Annotated in this window: 21 protein-coding genes and 1 riboswitch; of the genes, 14 read left to right on the plus strand and 7 right to left on the minus strand. The window is 60.0% G+C overall.

The window, feature by feature from the left end:
• Nucleotides 1-101 precede the first annotated feature (101 nt).
• The 4 genes from HU739_RS05755 to HU739_RS05770 are packed head-to-tail and all read left to right on the plus strand — an operon-like array spanning nt 102 to nt 4,020.
• Entirely contained in the window at nt 102-1,127 is a 1,026-nt protein-coding gene (locus HU739_RS05755) for an ABC transporter substrate-binding protein (RefSeq protein ID WP_186552517.1), read from the plus strand.
• On the plus strand, nt 1,124-2,032 hold the full coding sequence (locus HU739_RS05760; RefSeq protein ID WP_186552526.1) for an ABC transporter permease: 909 nt from the start codon (nt 1,124-1,126) through the stop codon (nt 2,030-2,032). Before HU739_RS05755 ends, HU739_RS05760 begins: the two co-directional genes overlap by 4 nt.
• Before the next feature lie 6 nt (nt 2,033-2,038).
• The gene (locus HU739_RS05765; protein ID WP_007918021.1) at nt 2,039-2,848 is read left to right on the plus strand and encodes an ABC transporter permease; all 810 of its coding nucleotides are present in this window, start codon (nt 2,039-2,041) and stop codon (nt 2,846-2,848) included.
• A 17-nt stretch (nt 2,849-2,865) separates the two neighbouring features.
• Nucleotides 2,866-4,020: an ABC transporter ATP-binding protein gene (locus HU739_RS05770; RefSeq protein WP_186552516.1), complete on the plus strand. Its 1,155-nt coding sequence runs from the start codon at nt 2,866-2,868 to the stop codon at nt 4,018-4,020.
• Nucleotides 4,021-4,192: 172 nt separating this feature from the next.
• Here the strand turns inward: HU739_RS05770 and map are convergent, their stop codons facing one another.
• Together map and HU739_RS05780 are read right to left on the minus strand one after the other, a co-directional pair.
• Complete coding sequence (map, locus tag HU739_RS05775) at nt 4,193-4,984, minus strand: type I methionyl aminopeptidase (protein ID WP_186552515.1); 792 nt, start codon at nt 4,982-4,984, stop codon at nt 4,193-4,195.
• The gene (locus HU739_RS05780) at nt 4,981-5,208 is read right to left on the minus strand and encodes a ParD-like family protein (RefSeq protein WP_186552514.1); all 228 of its coding nucleotides are present in this window, start codon (nt 5,206-5,208) and stop codon (nt 4,981-4,983) included. Before HU739_RS05780 ends, map begins: the two co-directional genes overlap by 4 nt.
• Nucleotides 5,209-5,328: 120 nt before the next feature.
• Nucleotides 5,329-5,520: riboswitch (cobalamin riboswitch) on the plus strand.
• 143 nt (nt 5,521-5,663) lie between these two features.
• On the opposite strand from HU739_RS05780, the gene HU739_RS05785 reads away from it, so the two are divergent.
• The 7 genes from HU739_RS05785 (at nt 5,664) to HU739_RS05815 (ending at nt 13,412) form a co-directional block, all read left to right on the plus strand.
• Nucleotides 5,664-6,677 carry an ABC transporter substrate-binding protein gene (locus HU739_RS05785; protein ID WP_186552513.1) on the plus strand — a complete coding sequence of 338 codons (1,014 nt, stop codon included), beginning with the start codon at nt 5,664-5,666 and terminating at the stop codon, nt 6,675-6,677.
• Complete coding sequence (locus HU739_RS05790; protein ID WP_225922811.1) at nt 6,674-7,690, plus strand: FecCD family ABC transporter permease; 1,017 nt, start codon at nt 6,674-6,676, stop codon at nt 7,688-7,690. The genes HU739_RS05785 and HU739_RS05790 overlap by 4 nt, the downstream gene beginning before the upstream one ends.
• Nucleotides 7,687-8,451, plus strand: a complete 765-nt coding sequence (locus HU739_RS05795) for an ABC transporter ATP-binding protein (RefSeq protein ID WP_186552512.1) — start codon at nt 7,687-7,689, stop codon at nt 8,449-8,451. The genes HU739_RS05790 and HU739_RS05795 overlap by 4 nt, the downstream gene beginning before the upstream one ends.
• A 636-nt stretch (nt 8,452-9,087) precedes the next feature.
• Nucleotides 9,088-10,464, plus strand: coding sequence for a pyridoxal-phosphate dependent enzyme (locus tag HU739_RS05800; protein ID WP_186552259.1), 1,377 nt, complete (start codon nt 9,088-9,090; stop codon nt 10,462-10,464).
• Nucleotides 10,461-11,633 carry a cystathionine gamma-synthase gene (locus tag HU739_RS05805; protein WP_186552258.1) on the plus strand — a complete coding sequence of 391 codons (1,173 nt, stop codon included), beginning with the start codon at nt 10,461-10,463 and terminating at the stop codon, nt 11,631-11,633. Before HU739_RS05800 ends, HU739_RS05805 begins: the two co-directional genes overlap by 4 nt.
• Nucleotides 11,634-11,970: 337 nt before the next feature.
• Complete coding sequence (locus HU739_RS05810; RefSeq protein ID WP_186552257.1) at nt 11,971-13,032, plus strand: tetratricopeptide repeat protein; 1,062 nt, start codon at nt 11,971-11,973, stop codon at nt 13,030-13,032.
• Between the two features lie 233 nt (nt 13,033-13,265).
• A complete protein-coding gene (locus HU739_RS05815; protein WP_186552256.1) occupies nt 13,266-13,412 on the plus strand; it encodes a hypothetical protein in 147 nt (48 codons plus the stop codon).
• A 90-nt stretch (nt 13,413-13,502) separates the two neighbouring features.
• Here HU739_RS05815 and HU739_RS05820 read toward each other — a convergent pair whose 3' ends face one another.
• Entirely contained in the window at nt 13,503-15,131 is a 1,629-nt protein-coding gene (locus HU739_RS05820; protein WP_186552255.1) for an ATP-binding response regulator, read from the minus strand.
• Nucleotides 15,132-15,246: 115 nt separating this feature from the next.
• On the opposite strand from HU739_RS05820, the gene HU739_RS05825 reads away from it, so the two are divergent.
• The gene (locus tag HU739_RS05825; protein WP_186552254.1) at nt 15,247-15,852 is read left to right on the plus strand and encodes a LuxR C-terminal-related transcriptional regulator; all 606 of its coding nucleotides are present in this window, start codon (nt 15,247-15,249) and stop codon (nt 15,850-15,852) included.
• A 550-nt stretch (nt 15,853-16,402) separates the two neighbouring features.
• Here the strand turns inward: HU739_RS05825 and HU739_RS05830 are convergent.
• The 4 genes from HU739_RS05830 to HU739_RS05845 all read right to left on the minus strand — a co-directional run bounded on the left by HU739_RS05830 (nt 16,403) and on the right by HU739_RS05845 (nt 20,536).
• Nucleotides 16,403-16,771: a fe2+ zn2+ uptake regulation protein gene (locus tag HU739_RS05830; protein ID WP_186552253.1), complete on the minus strand. Its 369-nt coding sequence runs from the start codon at nt 16,769-16,771 to the stop codon at nt 16,403-16,405.
• 99 nt (nt 16,772-16,870) lie between these two features.
• Complete coding sequence (locus HU739_RS05835; protein ID WP_186552252.1) at nt 16,871-19,111, minus strand: TonB-dependent receptor; 2,241 nt, start codon at nt 19,109-19,111, stop codon at nt 16,871-16,873.
• Between the two features lie 104 nt (nt 19,112-19,215).
• Nucleotides 19,216-19,623, minus strand: a complete 408-nt coding sequence (locus HU739_RS05840) for a ParB N-terminal domain-containing protein (RefSeq protein WP_186552251.1) — start codon at nt 19,621-19,623, stop codon at nt 19,216-19,218.
• Nucleotides 19,624-19,645: 22 nt separating this feature from the next.
• A complete protein-coding gene (locus HU739_RS05845; RefSeq protein ID WP_186552250.1) occupies nt 19,646-20,536 on the minus strand; it encodes an HpcH/HpaI aldolase/citrate lyase family protein in 891 nt (296 codons plus the stop codon).
• Nucleotides 20,537-21,151: 615 nt separating this feature from the next.
• Here HU739_RS05845 and HU739_RS05850 point away from each other — a divergent pair.
• Together HU739_RS05850 and HU739_RS05855 are read left to right on the plus strand one after the other, a co-directional pair.
• Nucleotides 21,152-22,546: a Y4yA family PLP-dependent enzyme gene (locus HU739_RS05850; protein ID WP_186552249.1), complete on the plus strand. Its 1,395-nt coding sequence runs from the start codon at nt 21,152-21,154 to the stop codon at nt 22,544-22,546.
• Between the two features lie 14 nt (nt 22,547-22,560).
• Nucleotides 22,561-23,604 carry a PLP-dependent cysteine synthase family protein gene (locus tag HU739_RS05855; protein WP_186552248.1) on the plus strand — a complete coding sequence of 348 codons (1,044 nt, stop codon included), beginning with the start codon at nt 22,561-22,563 and terminating at the stop codon, nt 23,602-23,604.
• Nucleotides 23,605-23,618 lie beyond the last annotated feature (14 nt).

Genomic DNA, 23,618 nt, shown 5'->3' on the forward strand with positions numbered 1-23,618 from the left:
TTCCATAGACCGGACGCTCCAGCAAAACGTCCAGCTACTGCTCCCGACAGGCGGGCAACAACGCAAGGCCCGCTCAAAAACACAACAATGAGGGCGTAAAAATGGTGTTGAACAAAGCTGCAACCGCGATCTTGTTCGCGGGACTGCTCAGCGTTACCGGCCAGGCTGCAATGGCTGCCGAGAGCGTCAATTTTGTCAGCTGGGGCGGTAGCACCCAGGATGCGCAGAAACAGGCCTGGGCCGATCCGTTCAGCAAGGCCAGCGGCATCACCGTCGTGCAGGACGGCCCCACCGACTACGGCAAACTCAAGGCCATGGTCGAAAGCGGCAACGTGCAGTGGGACGTGGTCGATGTCGAAGCCGATTTCGCTCTGCGCGCCGCAGCCGAAGGCCTGCTCGAACCCCTCGATTTCAAAGTGATCCAGCGCGACAGGATCGACCCGCGCTTCGTCAGCGACCATGGCGTCGGTTCGTTTTTCTTCTCCTTTGTCCTGGGCTACAACGAAGGCAAGCTCGGCGCCAACAAACCGCAGGACTGGAGCGCACTGTTCGACACCAAGACCTTCCCCGGCAAACGCGCCCTGTATAAATGGCCAAGCCCCGGCGTGCTCGAACTGGCGCTGCTGGCCGATGGCGTTGCGGCCGACAAGCTCTATCCGCTGGATCTGGATCGCGCCTTCAAGAAACTCGACACCATCAAGAAAGACATCGTCTGGTGGGGCGGCGGCGCGCAGTCGCAGCAACTGCTGGCGTCCGGCGAAGCGAGCATGGGCCAGTTCTGGAACGGGCGCGTGCACGCCCTGCAAGAAGACGGCGCGCCGGTGGGCGTGAGCTGGAAACAGAACCTGGTCATGGCCGACATTCTGGTCATACCCAAGGGCGCGAAAAACAAGGACGCGGCGATGAAGTTCCTGGCCAACGCCAGCAGTGCCAAAGGCCAGGCCGACTTCTCCAACCTGACCGCTTACGCCCCGGTCAACCTCGACAGTGTGGAGCGTCTGGATTCGACGCTGGCCCCCAACCTGCCGACGGCCTACGCCAAGGATCAGATCACCCTTGATTTCGCGTACTGGGCCAAGAACGGTCCGGCCATCGCGACACGGTGGAACGAATGGCTGGTCAAATGAAAATCGCGGCCACCGCGCCCCGTCCCTCCACGGCCACCGGGAGCGCCGCCGGCGCTGCCGGTTCGGTCTTCAAACAACGCTGGCGCGGCGCCGGCAACCTCGTTCCGGCGCTGCTGTTCCTCGGCCTGTTCTTTCTCGCGCCGTTGATTGGCTTGTTGTTGCGTGGCGTGCTCGAACCTGTGCCGGGCCTGGGCAACTACGAACAACTGTTCGCCAACTCGGCGTATGCGCGGGTGCTGCTCAACACCTTTTCAGTGGCCGGGCTGGTGACGCTGTTCAGCCTGTTGCTGGGCTTTCCGCTGGCCTGGGCGATTACGCTGGTGCCGCGCGGCTGGGGGCGCTGGATCCTCAATATCGTGCTGCTGTCGATGTGGACCAGCCTGCTCGCCCGCACTTACTCCTGGCTGGTGCTGTTGCAAGCATCCGGCGTGATCAACAAGGCGCTGATGGCGCTGGGCATCATCGATCAGCCGCTGGAGATGGTGCACAACCTCACCGGTGTGGTGATCGGCATGAGCTACATCATGATCCCGTTCATCGTGCTGCCGTTGCAGGCGACCATGCAGGCCATCGACCCGATGATCCTGCAGGCCGGTTCCATCTGCGGCGCCAGCCCATGGACCAACTTCTTCCGGGTGTTCCTGCCGCTGTGTCGGCCGGGTCTGGCGTCCGGGGGTTTGATGGTGTTCGTGATGTCGCTCGGTTACTACGTCACCCCGGCGTTGCTCGGCGGCGCGCAGAACATGATGCTGCCGGAGTTCATCATTCAGCAGGTGCAGTCGTTCCTCAACTGGGGCCTGGCGAGTGCCGGTGCGGCGTTGTTGATCGCGATCACTTTGGTGCTGTTCTACTTCTACCTGAAGCTACAGCCGGAATCCCCGGTTGGCGCCAGTAACGCGAGGTAAGCCGACATGCTCCTGACTCCCAATGCCATGAGCCGGCGGATGCGCTTCGGCTTGTATGCAACCACCGGGCTGATCGGTCTGTTCCTGCTGTTGCCGATCGTGTTCATCGTGCTGCTGTCGTTCGGCTCATCGCAGTGGCTGGTGTTTCCGCCGCCGGGCTGGACGCTGAAATGGTACGGCCAGTTCTTTTCCAACCCCGACTGGATGAACGCCGCCGCCGCCAGCCTCAAGGTTGCCGTGCTGACCACGATCTGCGCGGTGGCGCTCGGTTTGCCAACCGCGTTTGCCTTGGTGCGCGGCCGTTTTCCCGGACGGGAAATGCTCTACGGCCTGTTCACCCTGCCGATGATCGTGCCGTTGGTGATCATCGCCGTGGCGGTGTACGCGCTGTTTCTCAAGCTCGGTTACACCGGGACGATGTTCGCTTTCGTGGTCAGCCACGTGATCGTCGCCTTGCCGTTTACCATCATCTCGATCATCAACTCGCTGAAGCTGTTCGATCAGTCGATTGAAGACGCCGCGGTGATCTGCGGCGCCTCGCGCCTGCAAGCGGTGTTCAAGGTGACGTTCCCGGCGATTCGTCCGGGCATGGTCGCCGGCGCCCTCTTCGCCTTCCTGGTTTCGTGGGACGAAGTGGTGCTCAGCGTGATGATGGCAAGTCCCACACTGCAAACCCTGCCCGTGAAAATGTGGACCACCCTGCGCCAGGACCTGACCCCGGTGATCGCCGTCGCTTCGACGCTGCTGATCGGCCTGTCGGTGTTAGTCATGGTGATCGCCGCCGCCCTGCGCCGGCGCAACGAAATCAGCGCCTGAGCGCCCTGGAGTACGACATGAGTGCCGTGATCAAAGACGCATCCGCGCAAAACGACAAACCGCTGGTCAGCCTGCGCAACCTGAACAAGCACTACGGCGACTTTGCCGCCGTCGACAACATCTCGCTGGACATCAAGGACGGTGAGTTCCTGACCTTTCTCGGCTCTAGTGGCTCGGGCAAGAGTACGACGCTGTCGATGCTCGCCGGGTTTGAGACGCCAAGCAGCGGCGAGATCCTCGTCAACGGCCAGTCGCTGGTCAACGTGCCGCCGCACAAGCGTGACATCGGCATGGTCTTTCAACGTTACTCGCTGTTCCCGCATCTGTCGGTGCGCGACAACATCGCGTTCCCGCTGGCGATCCGCAAACTGGCCACGGCCGAGCGTGAAAAACGTGTCGACGCGATGCTGAAACTGGTGCAGCTCGAACAGTTTGCCCATCGCCGCCCTTCGCAACTCTCCGGCGGTCAGCAACAGCGTGTCGCCATTGCGCGGGCGCTGGTTTACGAACCGCGCATCTTGCTGATGGACGAGCCTCTCGGTGCGCTGGATAAAAAGCTGCGCGAGGATTTGCAGGACGAGCTGCGCCAGTTGCACCGTCGCCTGGGCATCACCATCGTTTACGTGACCCACGATCAGGAAGAAGCCATGCGTTTGTCACAGCGCATCGCAATCTTCAGCCACGGCAAAATTGTCGGACTGGGCAGCGGCTATGATCTCTATCAGAATCCGCCGAACGCGTTTGTCGCCTCGTTTCTGGGCAACTCCAACTTTCTCAAGCTCAAGGCGCAGGGCAACGCGGCGGCGAGTTTCGAGGGGCAGGCGCTGTCGATTCGGCTGACAGCGGGGTTGCACACCGATCAGGATGTGTTGCTGATGGTACGCCCGGAAAAAGCGCTGGCGTTGAGCGTGCAGCAAGCGATTGATGAGCCGTTGGCGGCGGGTTGGAATGAGGTTTCGGCCAAGGTCGTGGAGGTGCTGTTTCTCGGTGAGAGCCAGACGTGCAGCGTGGTGACGTCGGGAGGGACTTCGATGACGGTGAAAGCGTTGTCAGCCGCGGGCATGCCGCTCAAGGCCGGGGACCCGGTGCGGGTGCGCTGGGCCACGGCGGATGCGTGCGTTTATACCGAGTGGACCGAGGGAGACCTCAACAAGGCTGCCGGTGCTCATTGAGTTTTCCCTGACACCCCACGCCCCCCTGTAGGAGTGAGCCTGCTCGCGATAGCGGTATGTCAGACACCAACGATGTTGACTTATAGACCGCTATCGCGAGCAGGCTCACTCCTACAATTGGACCGCATTTCACCCTCGGGTCACCCCAGCGTCGGGCTGCGGTGGCCCTTTTTCAGACGATGGGCGTAAAACCTTCAATCTCATCCGGCCACGCCGTCAGCACTTCAAACCCGGTCTCGGTGACCGCGACCATATGCTCCCACTGCGCCGACAGCGAGCCATCCTTGGTCAGCACGGTCCAGCCATCGGGCATGTTCTTCACATGACGCTTGCCGGCATTGAGCATCGGTTCGACGGTAAAAATCATTCCGGCCTTGAGCTTCAAGCCCTGATTGGGAAAGCCGTAATGCAGAATCTGCGGCTCATCGTGATAGACCTTGCCAATGCCATGGCCGCAATACTCGCGCACCACGCTGAAGCCCTCCTTCTCCGCCAGGCTCTGGATCGCATGGCCGATATCGCCCAGCGTCGCCCCCGGACGCACGGCGCGAATGCCCGCGCACATGGCCTCGTAGGTGGTCTTGATCAGGTGCTGCGCCTCGGGCGTCGCTTCGCCGACGACGTACATGCGACTGGTGTCGCCGAACCAGCCGTCCTTGATCACCGCGATGTCGAGGTTGACGATGTCGCCGTCCTTCAGCGGCGTACCCGACGGTATCCCGTGACACACCACATCGTTGACCGACGCACAGACGGTTTTCGGAAAACCGTGATAACCGACATTGGCCGGCACGGCTTTTTGCACGTTGACGATGTAATCGTTGCACAGCCGGTCCAGCTCATCGGTGGTCACACCGGCTTTGACATGCGGCACCAGCATGGCCAGCACTTGCGCGGCGAGTTTGCCGGCCGCGCGGGATTCTGCGATCTCGGCCGGGGTGTTGAGCTTGATCTGGTTTCTCATGCGCTGACGGCTTCCTGGGTCAGTTGATGCAGATCCAGTCCGCCGTTCTGTTCGGCGCGGATCAGCAGGCGGCAAATGGCGCTGTGGTCGAGGTTGGGGTGCAATTCGGCGAGCATGCCGATGCGCATCCAGTGCTCGGCCTGCGCGTTGATCGAGCGGCTGAGTGCATTGCTGGAGACGCGCAGATTCTCGTGCATATCCTCTGAAATCTTTACGATGCCCATATGTATATCCGATACGATTTGTATATGGATCGTATATTAATCAGCGCACACGACAGATTGCAATGCCAACAGCTAGCTCGATGCCGTGGCAGATTCGCCTCCCCCTCCACCGCGCAAATCGACTACCATGCCGCCGCTGGTTCCCAAACGGGATTAATAGGGAATCCGAGGTGCTTCGCGCATCAATCGGAACTGCCCCCGCAACTGTAGGTGCCGAGCCTGCTCCACGACTGCCACTGGGTTGCCCCCGGGAAGGCCGGAGCATGGCGATGACGCATCAGTCAGGAGACCTGCCGGCACAGTGACTGACCAACCGGCGGGGTGTCCGGGAAGGACATCGTGCCGCGCGCATTTTTGCTTGAGCCCGGCCTTACGCTGTCGCCATGACCGCGTTCGCTGATGTGTTTCCAAACCGTACCCGCCCGCTTCCGTACGGTTTAATTGGAGACTGCTTCATGCTGCTGCCCCGCGTTGTCACCCTGATTACCGGCCTGGGCCTGAGCGCCCTGGCTCAAGCGGCGCCAACCGACTATCCACTGACGATAGAAAACTGCGGCAGCCCCCTCACTTTCCAGCAGGCGCCCACCCGCACGGTGACCATCGGTCAGGCCGGCACGGAAATGCTCTATGCCTTGGGTCTGGGCGACAAAGTCGTCGGCACGTCGCTGTGGTTCAACGATGTGCTTGCGGAATACAAACCGCAGAACGACAAAATCGAGCGCCTGGCCGATAACGAACCGAGTTTCGAAGCGGTGATCGGCAAGCGCCCGCAACTGGTCGCCGTGGAGCTGGAATGGATGGTCGGTCCGCAAGGCGCGGTGGGCACCCGCGAGCAGTTTCACGAATTGAAGATTCCGACCTATTTGTTGCCCTCCGACTGCGAGGCCAAGGACAACCTCGTCGGTTCCGACGGCACGCGGCTGGCGCCGTTTCGCATCGACAGCATTTATAAAGGCGTGAGCCAACTGGCGGCGATCTTCGACGTGCAGGCACGCGGCGCACAGCTCAATGATCAGCTCAAGGCCAGCCTCGCCCAGTCGATTGCCACCGCCAAACGCACGCAGCGCAAAGACCTCAGCGCACTGGTGTGGTTCTCCAGCGCTGAGATGGACATTGAGCCGTTCGTGGCCGGGCACAAAGGCGTTCCCGATTTCATGCTCAGCACTTTAGGCGTGCGCAATGTCGTCGAGTCGGATGAAGAATGGCCGACCGTCGGCTGGGAAACCCTCGCCAAGGCCAACCCGACGTTCCTGGTCATCGCGCGCATGGATCGTCGGCGCTTCCCGGCTGACGACTATCAGAAAAAACTCGCCTTCCTGCGCAGCGATCCCGTGACGCGCAACATGGACGCGGTCAAACACAACCGCATCATCATCCTCGACGCCATGGCGATGCAGGCCAGCCTGCGCACCTTCGCGGGTCTCGAACAACTGGCCACGGCCATCAGCGGCTTCGATCTTTCGCAATGAGCAGACGCCTGATCCGTTTATTGCTGGTCCTGCTGGTGCTTTCGCTGGCCTTGGTCGGCGGCGTGGCGATTGGCGAAACCGCAATCGAGCCGAGCGTGGTGCTACAGGTGCTGGCAAACAAGCTGTGGGCCGCCGGGTATGTGCTTGATCCGATCGACGAAGGCATCGTCTGGAATTACCGCCTGACCCGCGTATTGGTGGCGGCGGCCTGTGGTGCCGGCCTGGCGACATGCGGAGTGATCCTGCAATCGCTGTTGCGCAATCCGCTGGCCGACCCGTATTTGCTGGGCATCTCGGCCGGGGCTTCGACTGGCGCAGTGATGGTCGCCCTGCTCGGCGTCGGCGCCGGTGTGATTTCGCTGTCGGCCGGGGCATTTGCCGGGGCGGTCACTGCGTTCGTGCTGGTGATTGTACTGGCCCGGATCAGCGGTTCGGCCAGCGGCACCGGGCCAATCATTCTCGCGGGCATTGCCGGCTCGCAATTGTTCAACGCCCTCACGGCCTTTCTGATCACCCGCTCGGCCAGTTCCGAACAGGCGCGCGGGATCATGTTCTGGCTGCTCGGCAATCTCGGCGGCGTGCGTTGGCCTTCGGTGTGGCTGGCGGTGCCGGTGGCCCTGCTCGGGCTGGTGGTCTGCCTGTGGCATCGGCGCGCGCTCGACGCGTTTACCTTCGGCGCGGACTCGGCGGCGTCCCTCGGCATCCCGGTGCGCCGCGTGCAGATTTTGCTGATCGGCTGCGCCGCGCTGGTGACGGCGGTGATGGTGTCGATTGTCGGCTCGATCGGCTTTGTCGGCTTGGTGATTCCCCACGCCGCACGGCTGCTGCTCGGCACCGGGCATGCTCGGCTGCTGCCGGCCAGCGCTTTGGGTGGCGCGGTGTTTCTGATCGCCGCTGATGTGCTGTCGCGCACCCTGATCAAGGGTCAGGTGATTCCGGTGGGCGTCATCACTGCACTGGTCGGCGCACCGGTATTCGCCCTGATTCTGGTGGGCCGGAGAGCCGCACGATGAACAACGTTCTGAGCTGTGCCGGGCTGGCATTCAACGTGCGCGGTGCGCAATTGCTTGACGGCATCAGTCTGGACGTCCAGCGCGGCGAGACGCTGGGCATTGTCGGGCCGAACGGCTCGGGTAAATCGACGTTGCTCAAATTGCTCGCCGGCCTGCGCGAACCGAGCGCGGGCCAGGTGCAGCTTGCCGGTCAGGTACTCGGCAGAATGTCACGGCGCAGCATTGCGCAAACACTCGCCGTGGTTGAACAACAGGCCGACACCGACGATGGCATTCGCGTGTTCGACGCCGTCGCGCTGGGGCGCACACCCTGGTTGTCGGCGCTGCAACCCTGGTCGGACGCCGACGAGAGCATCGTCCAACAAGCCTTGGTCGACGTCGACGCCGTGCACCTGCGCAACCGCCTCTGGCGCAGCCTCTCCGGCGGTGAACGGCAACGCGTGCACATCGCTCGGGCGCTGGCGCAGCGACCACAGATTCTGCTGCTCGACGAGCCGGCCAACCACCTCGACATTCAGCATCAGTTGAGCATTCTGCAAGTGGTGCGCGCACTGCCGGTGACTACGTTGATCGCTCTGCACGACCTCAATCAGGCGCTCAAATGCGATCGCCTGGCAGTGCTGGAGCGCGGGCGTCTGGTCGCGCTTGGCGAGCCGCTGCAAGTGCTGACGCCAGAGCGTTTACAGACGACTTTCGGGGTCAGGGCGCACTATCTGACGGACCCGTTCGACGGCGCGCAGATTCTACGCTTTCATTCGTGACCGATTGCCGGGTCTCAAAGACCTGCTCCCACCATCAGGTTTTGCGGCTGTCCTGAAGCCCGAGTACGCCCCGAGCCCCTGTGGGAGTGGGCTTGCTCACGAAGGCGGCGGGTCAGGTAATTCATCTGTGGCTGGCACTCCGCTTTCACGAGCAGGCTCACTCCTACATTGGGTTTTTTGGGTTGTCGCGAATCTGAGTGCCACCGCAAATCCTGTAGGAGTGAGCCTGCTCGCGAAGGCGGCGGGCCAGTTAATTCATCTGTGGCTGGCACTCCGCTTTCGCGAGCAAGCCCGCTCCCACACTGGGTTTTGTGGGTTGTCGCGAATCTGAGTGCCACCGCAAATCCTGTAGGAGTGAGCCTGCTCGCGAAGGCGGCGGGCCAGTTAATTCGTCTGCGGCTGACACTCCGCTTTCGCGAGCAAGCCCGCTCCCACACTGGGTTTTGTGGGTTTCCTGAGATTTGGCTACGCACCGGAAATCGGATGATGTGTTGACGTAAGTTTTGTCTGATCGCGGCTCGGGTCTTGGCAGCGTCTATGGATTTTTTGAGTTGCGAGCGATGGCTTCCCGGCCTATGTTGCTTGCGAGATGTTTGCCTGCGCATGAAGCGCTATGACTCACCGAAGGAAACCGAAATGTCAAAAGATTCCCGCCCTGCCGTGCTTGGGCTGATCGGCAATACACCGCTGGTGCGCGTGACCCGTTTCGATACCGGACCGTGCACACTGTTTCTCAAACTCGAATCGCAAAACCCGGGCGGCTCGATCAAGGACCGTATCGGTCTGGCGATGATCGACGCTGCGGAACGTGACGGTCGCCTGCAACCCGGTGGCACCATTGTCGAAGCCACGGCCGGTAACACCGGCCTGGGTCTGGCGTTGGTCGGACGCGCCAAAGGCTACCGCGTGGTGCTGGTGGTACCGGACAAGATGTCGACCGAGAAAGTCCTGCACTTGAAAGCCATGGGCGCCGAGGTGCACATCACCCGCTCCGACGTCGGCAAGGGCCATCCCGAGTATTACCAGGACGTCGCCGCCCGGCTGGCGAAAGACATTCCCGGCGCGTTTTTTGCCGACCAGTTCAACAACCCGGCCAACCCGCTGGCGCATGAATGCAGCACCGCGCCGGAAATCTGGGCGCAGACCGAACACGACCTGGACGCCATCGTCGTCGGTGTCGGTTCGGCCGGTACGCTGACCGGGCTGAGCCGTTTCTTCAAGCGCGTGCAACCGAATCTGGAAATGGTGCTGGCCGATCCGGTCGGTTCGGTAATGGCGCAATACAGCCGCGACGGCACGCTGCCCACCCCCGGTTCATGGGCCGTCGAAGGCATTGGCGAAGACTTCATTCCGTCGATCACCGACCTTTCCAGCGTGCGCCACGCCTACTCGATCAGCGATGCAGAAAGCTTCGACCACGCCCGCCAGTTGCTCAAGGCCGAGGGCATTCTCGGCGGTTCATCGACCGGCACCCTGTTCGCCGCTGCGCTGCGTTATTGCCGTGAGCAGACTGAGCCGAAACGCGTGGTCAGTTTTGTCTGTGACACCGGCACGCGTTATCTGTCCAAGGTCTACAACGACCAGTGGATGACCGATCAGGGGCTGTTGCAGCGCAAGGGTTACGGCGACCTGCGGGACCTGATCGCCCGGCGTTTCGAGGACGGCCGCGTGATCAGCGTCGGTCCCGACGACACCCTGCTGACGGCGTTCCAGCGCATGCGTCTGGCGGACGTCTCGCAGTTACCGGTGTTGGTGGAAGGCAAGCAACTGGTCGGCGTGATCGATGAGTCGGACATTCTGCTGGGCGTGCACGAGGACGCCGCCCGCTTCAGTCAGTCGGTGTCCAGCGTGATGACCGACAAACTGCAAACCCTCGCCCCCGGCGCCACGCTGGCCGAGCTGGAAGCGGTGCTCAGCCGTGGCCTCGTCGCCATCATCGCCGACGCCGCAGGCTTCCATGGCCTGATCACCCGCACCGACATGCTCAATCAATTACGGAGATCCCTTGCATGAGTCAGCACGACGATAAATCCCAAGGCTTCGCGACCCGGGTGATCCACGCCGGGCAAGTACCTGACCCGACCACCGGCGCGCTGATGCCGCCCATCTACGCCAACTCCACCTACCTGCAAGACAGCCCCGGCGTGCACAAGGGCTTCGATTACGGCCGCTCGCACAACCCGACGCGCTTCGCCCTGGAGCGCTGCGTTGCGGATCTCGAAGGTGGCACCCGTGCGTTCGCGTTTGCATCAGGTCTGGCGGCGATTTCCACGGTGCTGGAATTGCTTGATGCCGGCTCACACATTGTTTCTGGCAATGACTTGTACGGCGGCACGTTCCGCCTGTTCGACAAGGTTCGCCAGCGCAGCGCCGGGCATCGTTTCAGCTTCGTCGACCTGACGGATCTGTCGGCGTTCGAAGCCTCGCTGCAGGATGACACGCGCATGGTCATGGTCGAGACGCCAACCAACCCGCTGTTGAGCCTGTCGGATCTGGCCGCGATTGCGCGCATCTGCCGCGCTCGCGGGATCATCTGCGTCGCCGACAACACCTTCGCCAGCCCCTATATCCAGCGACCGCTGGAACTGGGTTTCGACATCGTCCTGCACTCGACCACCAAATACCTCAACGGCCACTCCGACGTGATCGGCGGTATTGCTGTGGTCGGGCAGAACGCCGAGCTGGCGGAAAAACTTGGTTTTCTGCAAAACGCCGTCGGCGCAATTTCCGGTCCGTTCGATGCGTTTCTGACCCTGCGCGGGGTGAAAACCCTGGCGCTGCGCATGGAGCGTCATTGCAGCAATGCGCTGGACCTGGCGCAGTGGCTGGAGCAGCAACCGCAGGTCAAACGCGTCTACTATCCGGGCCTGACTTCGCATCCGCAGCACGAACTGGCCAAGCGCCAAATGCGCGGTTTCGGCGGGATGATTTCTGTTGATCTAAACAGCGATCTGGCCGGCGCGCGGCGCTTTCTGGAGAACGTACAGATCTTCGCGCTGGCAGAAAGTCTGGGCGGTGTGGAAAGCCTGATCGAGCATCCGGCGATCATGACTCACGCGACGATTCCCGCCGAAACCCGCGCGAAGCTGGGGATTGGCGATGGGCTGGTGCGGTTGTCGGTCGGGGTTGAGCATGTTGAGGATCTGCGGGAAGATTTGGCGCAGGCTTTGGCTAAGATGTGATTCTTTGAAGGGGGCTGCATCGCAGCCCAACGGGGATAAATCCCCTCGCCACAGCCCCCCCCGTGGCCTTTCGATCTCTGGTTTTTATTGGCATACAAGGCTTTTTTAAAATGGCATCAAGTCTGCCGATTGAGGAGTTCCGTGCTGTTGCGCAAACTCGACAACACAAGTTTCGAAATATTCGCCCGCCTCGCTTCGCCCCTTGGTGTCAAACACTATATGAAATATCACGCGCGCTTGCTAATTACACATGGAATGAAAATGGATCATTATAAAAACCTAATCAAATCGATTATAGGTTTGCTTTTTTTTTCTTAATTCGGTCACTGCATGGGCAGTGCTTTCACCGGAGCAGCAGGCAGCCAAGGAACGCGGCATTTCACTCTATAAACAAGAAAAAAATGCAGAGCGTGAATTGCGCATTGCCGCTGAGGCCGGCGATGCAGAAGCACAATTTTATTTAGCGCAACAACTTCGCCAACTGGAGCTTAATAAAGCGCTAGACTCGAAAGAATCTGTAAAGTGGTTCGTGGCCTCTGCTAATCAAGGCAATTTACTCTCCCTCTATCAGTTGTCTCACAACGTCAAGCTGTGTGTTGTTGCTTCAGTTTGTCCGAAAGGGGAAAAAAGTTGGGATGAATGGCATCAAGAGTTTAAAAAGACGCTAATGGAGAAATTCGCCTCAAATGATCTGCAACAACTGGGTGAACTAAATGATTGGGTGGCCGAGTCGGATGTTGTAGGAGAGTGGTTTCATCTACAGGATGAGCTTCGTTATGCAAAAAACCACAGGATAGAAGATACGCGTGAATGGCTGGTTAATTCTGCTAATCAAGGAAGTTTTAACTCCCTGCTTCGTCTGGCTCTAGATGACGGAGATAAATTATGCGCCATCGTTGAGGATTGCCCAAAGGGAGATAAAACTCAGCGCGAATGGAAATTAGAGTTTGAGAAGATTGCACGAGAAAAAATTGCTTCCGGTGACATGGAAGCTGCATATTTATTATACGTAGGCAATTCCGACTTTAATATGTTGATTACATCAGCAGAGGGAGGCTACCCATTCGCACAATATCAGCTTGCCGAGAGTTATTCAGCTGGTGATGGTTTTTTTTGGTGGTTTGGGCAGCGCCGCAAGGAAATCAACAAGTGGTATAAGCGAGCGGCTGAAAATGGCTACCCAAGAGCAATGATTGCCTATGCAGCCTCTATTTATGAAGATAACGGAGATCTATCAATTTCCCGGTATTGGCTAGAGAAATCTGCGAAGGTGGGTGACAGCAATGGCATCGGTTTGCTTGCTCGAGAGTATGCAAGTAATCCAAATTACTATGGCTTTCCATTTGATATGGTGAAGGCTTATGGCCTTACGTTGTTTTTAGCAGGCCTGAATAAATGATGAATCTGATAAAGAGTATGATCGGGAAAGATTAGAAAACTACTCTAAAAAAATGTCACCCGAACAAATCGAGCAAGGCAAAGCCTTTGCCGAAAAATGGAAGATCACTTACCCGATTGAAGGCGTTTAATCTCAGCGGCCAGCGGGACCGGAAACAGATGTCAAGCTTCGTGCTTCAAGTCGCTGAGGCCATCGTTGCAATGGTCGCATGCTGCTGGGTCGTGGAGAAAACCATGAAATACAAGTTGTTGTCAGGCGTGCTTCTTGCGGTAGCGGCCAGTGTTGTGGTGCCGAATGTCTTGGCCGCGCAACCGCAGGCGTTGGCTTCGGATGGGGCTGATCATGTTGGTGCCTGGGGCGGTGGCTGCCGATGGCGCTGATGACCGGCAGCTATCCGACCAGTTCAACAGCGCACAATAATCGCCGCGAAATAACGGGCGAGCTCCTGACCCGCCCGTTTACATCCGCCTCTACAGCGTCTCTTCGACCGCCCGGCCTTGTCGATCACGCAGGGCGCGCAACGTGGCGCGTAACTCGGCCGGTCGCACCGGTTTTGACAGGATCGAAATCTGGCGGTCGTGCAAGGCCGCCTGGATTTTTTCAATGTCGTGACCGGTGATGATCATCGCCGGCACCGCCCAACCCCGCTGCCTGCGCACGTCATCGATGCATTCAATACCGGTGGCGTGGGTGCCAAGATCATAGTCGGCGACGATGATGTCGCAATCCGTCACCAGGTCCTGCGCCGACCATTCAGCCTGAACCACGCAGCCCCAGCGCTCCAGCAAGGCCGAAGTCGCCAGCAGTACGTTGTGATCGTCCTCCACCAGACACACCTTCAGCCCGGTCAGCAAACCGACCTGACGCGCTTCCTCACGGTTGACCGTGGACGCCGCCGCCAGCGCGATCGGCAAGCCATACAGAGTGACCGCCGTACCTCTGCCAAGCCGCGAGCGCAAGGCAACTTGCACCCCGATCAACGCTCCGAGGCGCTTGACGATCGACAGACCCAGCCCCACACCTTCGACGTCTTTGTCGCGCACTTGGCGCACCCGATAAAACTCCTCGAACACTTGCCCCAAATGCTCTTCGGCGATGCCGTTGCCACGGTCATAAACCACGATGGCGAGGCCTGCGCCACGCCGGCGCACACCAATCAGCACCGGACGCTGCGCGCCGTATTTGAAGCAGTTGGACAGTACGTTCTGCACCATGGTCGCCAGCAGTGCCGGATCGGTTCGCACCCAATACTGGCAAGGGCGCAAGCGCAGTTCCACGCCGGCCCAACGCGCCGCTTCGGCGTTTTGCCGGATCAGTTCCGCCAGCCATTCGCCGAGGTTGACGCTCTGCAATTTCGGCAGGATCCGTCCGTTGTCGAGGGTGTACAGATCGAGGATCGAACGAAACAGCTGCGAGACATTTAGCAGTGAACGGTCGATATTATCGACCAGCCGCCGTTCCTCATCGCCCAGCCGTGATTCGCGCAGACACGCGGTAAACAAGCCGATGGAGTGGATCGGCTGGCGCAGGTCATGGCTGGCCTGGGCGAGGAAGCGCGACTTCTCCAGATTGGCCGCCACCGCTTCTTCCGACGCCTTGCGCGTGCGTTCGAGCAACAAGTGCGCATAAAACGGAATCACCGTGCTGGTGATCAACAGCATCAACACCATGAACGGTTGCGCCTGCCAGTATGGCGTCAGGCGATAAACCACCAGCAGCGCCAGCAAAGCCAGTCCCGTGGCAATCGCAAGATAACGCGAGCCGTAGCGCATGCCATTGCCGAGGTTGACCCAGACCATTACCGCGTACAGCGGCAGCGCCGCCTCGCCGCCGATCACCAGACCAAAACAGGTGCCAGTGTAATCATGGACCATGGCGAAAATCCGCCGCGCCGGGTAGTGCCCCGGCCAGCGCGCAATGGCCTGGCGGAACACGATCGAGGCCAGCAGGAACAGGCCGATGTAGGTAATGACCGGCAGGTAGGTATCGAGGCGATGGCCCGGCAGAAACACCAATATGACCATGTAGACCACCGCGATAGCGGCGATGATGATGCGCAGATTGGCCTGGTCGAGTTCGGTATTTTTCTCGAACTTCATGGTAAACGTCCTTTTTTACAGCGATCGTCAATTTCAGAAGCAGCCTACAGGCAACCTTGGCGCCCGGTGCTATGGTGCAGCCTTGAATAACGCCTGACCCAGGGAGGGTCACGCCATGACATGCCGCATCATCATAGCCGACGATCACCCACTGTTTCGCGAAGCGCTGCAGCGCACCGTCCAGCGTCTACTGCCCGAGGCCGATATCGAAGAGGCTGGCGATCTCGCGGCCGTGCTGGCTTTGCTGCCGGTGGGCGCCGAGCCGGACACACTGATTCTCGATCTGCGATTTCCCGGGCTGACCTGCGTCGGTCAGTTAGCCGAACTGCGTCAGCATTGGCCGCGCACCACGCTGATCGTGGTGTCGATGGTCGATGATCAATCGCTGATCAACGAAGTCATGGCCGCCGGCATCGACGGTTTTATTGGCAAGAACATCGCCCCCGACGACATCGGCCAGGCGATTCTGGCGATCCGCGAGGGTGAAGTGTTGGTTAAGTTCGCGCCCTCGGGCTTGCTGCCGCTCGAGGCTGCCAGCGCCCTCACCCCTCGGCAGCAGGAAGTGTTGCGGCTGATTGCGCAGGGCAAGACCAACAAGGAAATCGCCCGGGCGCTGGACATTTCTCCCTTCACGGTGCGCATTCACGTGTCTTCTTTATTACGTACGCTGGATGTGCCCTCACGGGCTGCCGCCGCGGTGAAGTACGTTGGCTTGGTGTAGGAGTCGCCGCAGGCTGGACCCACATCTGCGGAACGCCCTCGTGAGCAAGCTCACTCCCACAGGGTTTCCGGTGGTACTCAGATCCACGGCAACCCACGAAACCCAGTGTGGGAGCGGGCTTGCTCGCGAAAGCGGAGTGTCAGATACAAATGAACTACCTGACCCGCCGCCTTCGTGAGCAAGCTCACTCCCACAGTGTTTCCCCGCTGTAACCAAGATTCAAGGCAACCCACAAAACCCAATGTAGGAGTGAGCTTGCTCGCGAAAGCGGTCTGTCAGATACAAATGAACTACCCGACCCGCCGCCTTCGCGAGCAGGCTCACTCCTACAGGATTTCCGGTGGTACTCAGATCCACGGCAACCCACAAAACCGACTGTGGGAGCGGGCTTGCTCGCGAAAGCGGAGTGTCAGCCGCAGATGGATGACCTGACGCGCCGCCTTCGCGAGCAGGCTCACTCCTACATCATTTCCGGTGGCACTCAGATCCACGGCAACCCACAAAACCCATTGTAGGAGTGAGCCTGCTCGCGAAAACGGAGTGTCAGTCACTACAGTGGATGATTGTGTTGCTGCAGGATGGCCCTGGCTTGTCGGGTGAACCGGTAGGTCTTGTCGTTTTCCAGCACGATCAAGCCTTCGAGGCACAGGCGCTTGAGCACTTCGCGCACGCTGATGAACGACAACTGCGGTGACGACGACGCCACCCACGTATGGACCCCGTTGACTCCCGTCGAATGGCCGTCGCGGCTGGCAAGTACCAGCGCATTAAGCACTTTGAAACGGATCAGGCTGCTGCGCAGTCCGAAGTGGCGCAGCAGTTCACGAATGTGTTGATTGGCACTGCGATCGAACTCGCTGGGCAGTCGAGGGGCCGCGGGCCGAACGATAAGCGCCGCAGCGCCCGGATTGTTCAACATAACGAAGACTCCTTTTCTGAAATGTTCACGCAGCTATATATAGAGAGAAGAGTACGCAGTCGCCGAATGATCCGGCGACTGCGCCATTGCCGACCGGCGTCAGAAATCGACGGTGGCCGACAACTGCAAGGTTCGCGGAGAACCCGGTGAGAACGCACCGTAGGACGCCACACCCGACCAGTACTCGCGATCGAACACGTTCTGCACCGTGGCCCGGAACGTCGTCGGCCGGCCTTCGATCCTGGTCGCATACCGGGCGCCGGCGTCGAAACGGGTCCAGGCATCAAGCTCCTGGGTATTGGCCTGGTTGACGTACTGGCGATCGGTGTAAATCGCGCCGCTGGTGAGGGTGAAGCCCTCGATCCATGGTGTATCCCACTCGGCCCACAGGTTGGCTTGCACGTCTGGCACACCGACTGGTTTGTTGCCCCGATTGGCGGCGGTCGCCGAGTCGGTCAGCTCGCCGTCGAGTACGGTCACGCCCCCCATCAAGCGAGTGCCCTTGGCGACTTCACCGTACATGCTCAACTCGACACCACGGTTGCGTTGTTCGGCCTGCACCGAGAACACATTGCCGACACCGACCTCGCCACTCGGCTTCTCGATCTGGAACAACGCCAGGGACGTCATGAACGTGCCGTGTTCGTATTTGACCCCGACTTCATGCTGCTTGGACTCGTACGGCGCGAAGGTTTCCCCGGCGTTGACCGCCGTGCCCGGGGCGATGTCGCCTTTGCTCAAGCCTTCAACATAATTGTAGTAAAGCGAGACGTCTTCCCAAGGCTTGACCACCACACCGACCAGCGGCGTAGTGGCGTTGTCGCTGTACCTGGAGCTGACTGCACCGCTGGCGTTGTAGTTACGCGACTCGATCTCCTGGCGGCGCACGCCCAGGGTCAGCTGGAAGCGGTCATCGAGCATCGACATCGTATCGGTCAACGCCACGCCCGACAGTTCCGACTCGGACACCCGCAGGACTTTCGGCGCGTTGAGATACTGCCGCGGCGCATCAACCGGGTGGTAAATGTTCGAAACAATCGCGGTGCCATTGTTGATGCCACGCGACAGCTCATCCTGATAACGCGTGGCCATAACGGTGGTGGTGTGGGTGATCGGGCCGGTGGCGAACACACCACGGATACCGACATCGGCGGTCGAGCGATCGACGTTAAATTTGTAGTAGCCAGGCACGTTGCTGGTGTCGCCCGCGTCGTTGAGGATGCGCGGAACCTGGTCGGACAGGCGCTTGACGTCCGAGCGGCCACCGCCGGCATGCGCAAATACAGTCACCGCGTCATTGAGGTCATATTCGCCGCCGAGCAACGCCGATTGTTCCTGGGTGTCCGACCAGCCCCAATCCTGTGGCAGGTTGGTGCGACCGTTGGGCGCCGAGGGCACGTCTACGCCTGGGGCGATGGTGAACGGTCGCGACGCCGCTTCCCAGCTTTCCTTCTGGCTGATGTAGTCCAGGTTCAGGCGCAGGCGTTCGCCACGATAATCCAGGGCAATCGCGCCGACGCCGAGGTCACGGTGCTGATCGTCGATCGCTGTGTCGCCGCCCTGCAGGTTGCCGTTGAAGCGCACGCCGAACTGATTTTCCGAGCCGAATCGGCGACTGACATCGAGGTGCCCGCCGACCTGGGAGTCGGACGCGTATGAGCCGGTAAACCGGGTCAGGTCTTGGTCCAGCGGACGCTTGGGCACGATGTTGATCACGCCGCCAACGCCACTGTTGGGCGACAGCCCGTACATCAGCGCACCCGGCCCCTTGAGCACTTCGACCCGCTCGGCGTAGTCAGTGAACACGCGGTAGTTTGGTGCCACGCCATACACACCGTCGAAGGCCAGTTCGCCAATGTTGCCTTCGCCAATCGGGAAGCCGCGGATGAAAAACGAGTCGACGATCCCGCCGGTCTGCCCGGTGGAGCGCACCGAAGGGTCACGCTCCAGCGCATCGGCGACGGTCACGGTCTGCAGGTCGGCGAGGGTCTTGGCGGTGTAGCTGGTGAGGCTGAACGGCGTGTCCATCACGTCTTTGTTGCCCAGCATCCCCAACCGCGCCCCGCGCGCCACCTGGCCGCCGGCGAGTGTCTCTGGCAAGGCGGTTGCGCTGTTGTAACGGGCGTTGATGTTGGTCGTGTCGAGGGTCAGCGCGTCCTTGCTGGCGTCGACCGGCGCCACTGGCGCAGCGTTCGCGGCCTGATCGGCGGCGGCAGCGGATTGCCCAGCGCCGGCGGCCCAGGCATTGGCGCTTCCTGCGACCAGAACGAAATTCAGCATGGCGGTGCGCACGGCGAGTGTTAACACCCGCTCACCGCAAGGACGACTGACAACAGGCATGACGGTGGGATCCTTTTCATCGAGGGAAAATGGTAATCACTCCTATTGCCAGTCGATCTGCGAAAAAGTATCACCCGCAGTAAAGATTTTTTACCGTAGCGCGATCAGGCGCCGAGATAGAGCCGTTGCAACGGTATCGCGACCACCGGCAGTGCCGGGTCGAACGCGTGACGCGTGGTCTTGTACGGAAAAATCTCGCCACGGGCGATGGTGCTGAAAATCTGCGCCACTTCGAACGCCTGCCCGGTCCGCCAGTGCCGCACGCACACCCGCGGATCGCCGTAGTCGAGCTGGATGCAGGGCACCCGCTTGAGGCCCAGCTGCAACGCCGCGGTGAAACGGTGATTGCCGTCCATGACGATGCCACGCGAACGCTCTACGATGATCGGCTCCAGCCAATGCCCGGCGCGAACAATCGACTCGCGCAGTCTCGTCACGTTGGCCGGGTCGACCTGCTCGGACTGCAACACTTCGCACAGCGGCCGCAACGCAATCTGATAACCGTGATCCATGGTGATCTCCTGATTCCGCGACTCAGCAGGCGTCAGCACGGGCAACCGGCGCATGCTGGCTGGCGACGTCGAGCAGGCGCTGGGCGTGTTCGATCAACGGCAAATCGACCATCTCGCCGTCCACTTGCACCGCATGGCTACCGGTTGCCACCGCGCGCATCACCCGGTCGGCCCACGCCAGTTGGCGCGAGTCCGGCAGGAAGGCGCGCTGCACCGTGGTCAGTTGGCCAGGGTGAATACACAGCTTGGCGCCAAACCCCAGCGAACGGGCGTACTGCGCGTCCTTGGCAACCACCGCCAGGTCGCTGATCGCCGGCGTCACGCCATCGATCGGCGCGGGCAAATCCGCCGTGCGCGAGGCCAGCACGATGCGGTTGCGGGCGAACAGAAACGCCTCGGGAACCTGGCTGCAGTTGATATCGAGGGCGAAATCCAGCGAGCCGAACGCCAGCCGCGCCACGCCGGGAATCGCCGCAATCGCCTCGACCTGTTGCAGGCCCTTGGCGGTCTCGATGATCGCGACGATCTGCAACTGCGGCTGCCACGCCAGCAGTTGCTCCACCACCGGCGCCAAGGCCTCGGGGCATTCGGCCTTGGGCAGGAAAATGCCGTCGCAACGCTCGGGATAACAAGCGTCGCGCAGCCACGTCAGGTCCTGGCGAAACAGCGCGCTGCTGACGCTGTTCAGGCGGATGTAACGCTCGCAGGCAACGCTCGGCGCCGTCTCCTGCCAGGCCCGGATCGCGGCGCGCGCGGCGGCTTTGCTGTCCGGATGAACGGCGTCCTCGAGATCAAGGATGATCGCGTCCGGCCCCGCTTCGCAGGCTTTGGAAAAACGCTCGGGGCGGTTGCCCGGGACGAACAGGTAGCTGATGGCGAGGCGGGTTTTGCCGCTGAGTCGATCAGATTGCATGGCGTTGCTCCTTGGGTGTGAACCAGTCGTGGTTTCGAACAATTTTCGAGCCCCTGAACGGGCACAAATCCCCAGTGTTTCGGGGGTTTGCTGCAACAACCGTTAACACCTTATTGTTCAAGCAATTAACGGTGTTTTTTATCTCGGGGCGAGCGAGTCCTTGAGCGTGTAAATACACGTTCATGGATTCCCCTTGCGCAGGTGTTTATTCAAAAATATTTGAAAACCTTACTTGATAATCGTTCCTGTTCGCAATATTGTTCACGCCGCCAAGAGGAACTATCCTCGGTTCAACGTCAGTCAGCAGCGTCTCGGGAATTACCTGTCAGTGATGTCACTTAAACATCAGCCACGGGTATTTAACAGGGTTTGGTCCGCAACTAACGGCCAATTGATACGTCCGTGCAAACCTTAGGGATTGGGGTGCTCATGTCATTGTTTCGTGAAATATTTATTACGATTGTCAGTTCGGATCCAATAACGACTTTTATTCGGCGTCCGCCACCAAACCGTTTACCGCCTCGTATCTGACGGGTCGAAACAGCACGTAAATCGATAACAGACCTGTTATCGAGTTATCTATGGCGAGGTTATTTTCCAGCGCCGGGGTTAACTATGCCTGAAGTAAATAAAGCCTCTATGCAAACAGACACTAAAGTCCATCATCCTCATGCGTTAACACCGCTGATCGACCCGGTTATTTCCGCGTTTATCAACAAGTTCCCCGATACTCTTACAGCGCTGGTCGAACAACACGGCTCTCCGCTGAATGTCGTCTGGCCCCATGCCTTTGAACTCAATACGCAAGCGCTGCTGGCGGTGTTGAAACAGCACTCAGTTGCCCACGCCATTTTCTACGGTGCCAAGGCAAACAAGTCGCAATGCCTGCTGAGTGCGGCGGCGACTTCGGCAATTGGCGTCGATGTTTCGAGCCTCTACGAACTGCAGGCAGCCCTGCGGGCAGGTACACCAGCGGCAAAAATATGCGCCACGGGACCGGCAAAAACGGCGGCATTCCACCAGGCGCTGATCAGCGCCGGCGCTCTGATTTGCGTGGACTCGCTGGAGGAATTCGACCATCTGAAAGAGCTGCTCGAAGCTCAGCCCCTGCCGATAAAAGCCCGGGTTCTGCTGCGTTATCGGGCGAAAAGCTGCGCAAAGAGCCGATTCGGCATGGACGCGCAAGACCTGCTCGACAGCCTGCAACGCCTCGCGACAGACACCGCGAGCCTGGTCTTCGAGGGGTTTCACTTTCATCTCGGCGGCTATGGCTTCGAATCCCGCGTACAGGCGTTTCGCGAGGTCAGCGGATTCGTCGAGGCGGCGAGGGAAATGGGTTTGAATCCGCAGATGATCGATATCGGCGGTGGCCTGCCGATTCGGTATGTCGACCCACAGGACTACACCCGATTTCTGCAAAATGACAATATCCCGAGCCACTATTACCACCAGAAAGTCCCGGCTGATTATTACCCTTACGGCGGTGACTTGACGGCGGCGCAATGGTTAACGTTATTTCTCGAAGCCGAACATTCCGCGGGGCTGTCCATCGCCGGTTATTTAAATCAGCAAAATATTACTCTGGCCCTGGAACCGGGTCGGAGTCTGGTCGATCAGGCGGCCATTTCAATCTTTCGCATCACCCGCACCAAGAAACTCGCCGACAGCAAGACTGTCATTTTTGTCGAAGGCAGTAGTTTCAGTGCTTGCGAAACCTGGTTTGCTTCTGAATATCTGGTTGACCCGATACTGATCAGTACAGAACAACAGACGTCCACACCCTGCCAGGCGTATATCGCCGGGCACAGCTGTCTGGACGACGATGTCATTACTTATCGCCTGATTAACTTCGCCTGTGAGCCACGGCGTGGCGACTTGTTGATTTACATCAACACCGCCGGCTATCAGATGGACTTGCTGGAAAACGAGTTTCACCGCCATCCCCTGCCCCGTCGGTTGATGGCGACCTGTTGTACGGAAGGTAAATATGCGTTTACACCTGACTACTGAAGGGAACAATAGCGATGATATTAAATAAAGTTTCAGACTTGATCGGTAACACACCGATGCTGGCTATCGATGTTCCGGACAGCAATGCCCGTTTGCTGTTAAAGATTGAAAAGAATAATCCCGGCGGCAGCATCAAAGATCGCATGGCACGCAATATGGTCCTGGCGGCCCTCAAGTCCGGGCGCCTGAAACCCGGCGGCGTGGTGGTCGAGTCGTCCTCGGGCAACACCGGAATTGGCCTGGCCATGGCCGCTGTCGAATTTGGCCTGCATTTTATCGCCGTGGTCGATCACCACGCCGCGCAAGACAAGATCGCCGTGATGAAGGCCCTCGGCGCTGACATCCGTTTCGTCAAAGGCAGCTATCGCGAAGACGAAGTCGCCGTGGTCGAGCGCCAGCGCCTTGCCGCCGAACTGGCGTCGGAGATCCCCGGCGCGGTGTTCATGAATCAGTCCGACAATGCGGCCAATGCCGGCGGCTACAGTGATTTCGTTCGCGAAACCATCGCTCAGGCCAACGGGGTGATCGGCGCTTACGTCGGCTGCGTCGGTACCGGCGGTTCGATGACCGGCATCGCCCGCGGCCTGAAAGTGCACAACCCTGACACTGTGACCGTTGGCGTCGAACCGGCCGGCTCGATTGTGTTCGGCCACCCCGGCTATCCCTACTACCAATCGGGAACCGGTACGCCGGCGGGTGACACCGTCGGTCTGGTGCTCGATTACAGCTGCATCGACCTGGGCGTGCAGGTCACCGATGCCCAGGCGTTCGAAACCGCGCGTTACATCGCTCGCAACCTCGCCCTGCTGGTCGGTGGCTCGACGGGCGGAGCGATTTACAAGGCACTGGAGCTGATCCACAAAGGCGTGCTGACCGGCAACGTCGTGGTGCCGGTGGCTGACGGCGGCGAGAAATACCTGCACACCGTGTTCAACGAACAGTGGCTGCAGGAGCGCGACCTGATCGATCCGGGCATCGCCCCGCAACTGGACGCCTGGCTGGGCAAGACCCAATGGCTGGAATCCGTTTCCGCGCCGCTGCAACTGAGCGTCGCATGACCCACCCTTCACAC

Origin of the sequence: Pseudomonas hamedanensis (assembly GCF_014268595.2) — a bacterium.
GTDB classification, from domain to species: domain Bacteria; phylum Pseudomonadota; class Gammaproteobacteria; order Pseudomonadales; family Pseudomonadaceae; genus Aquipseudomonas; species Aquipseudomonas hamedanensis.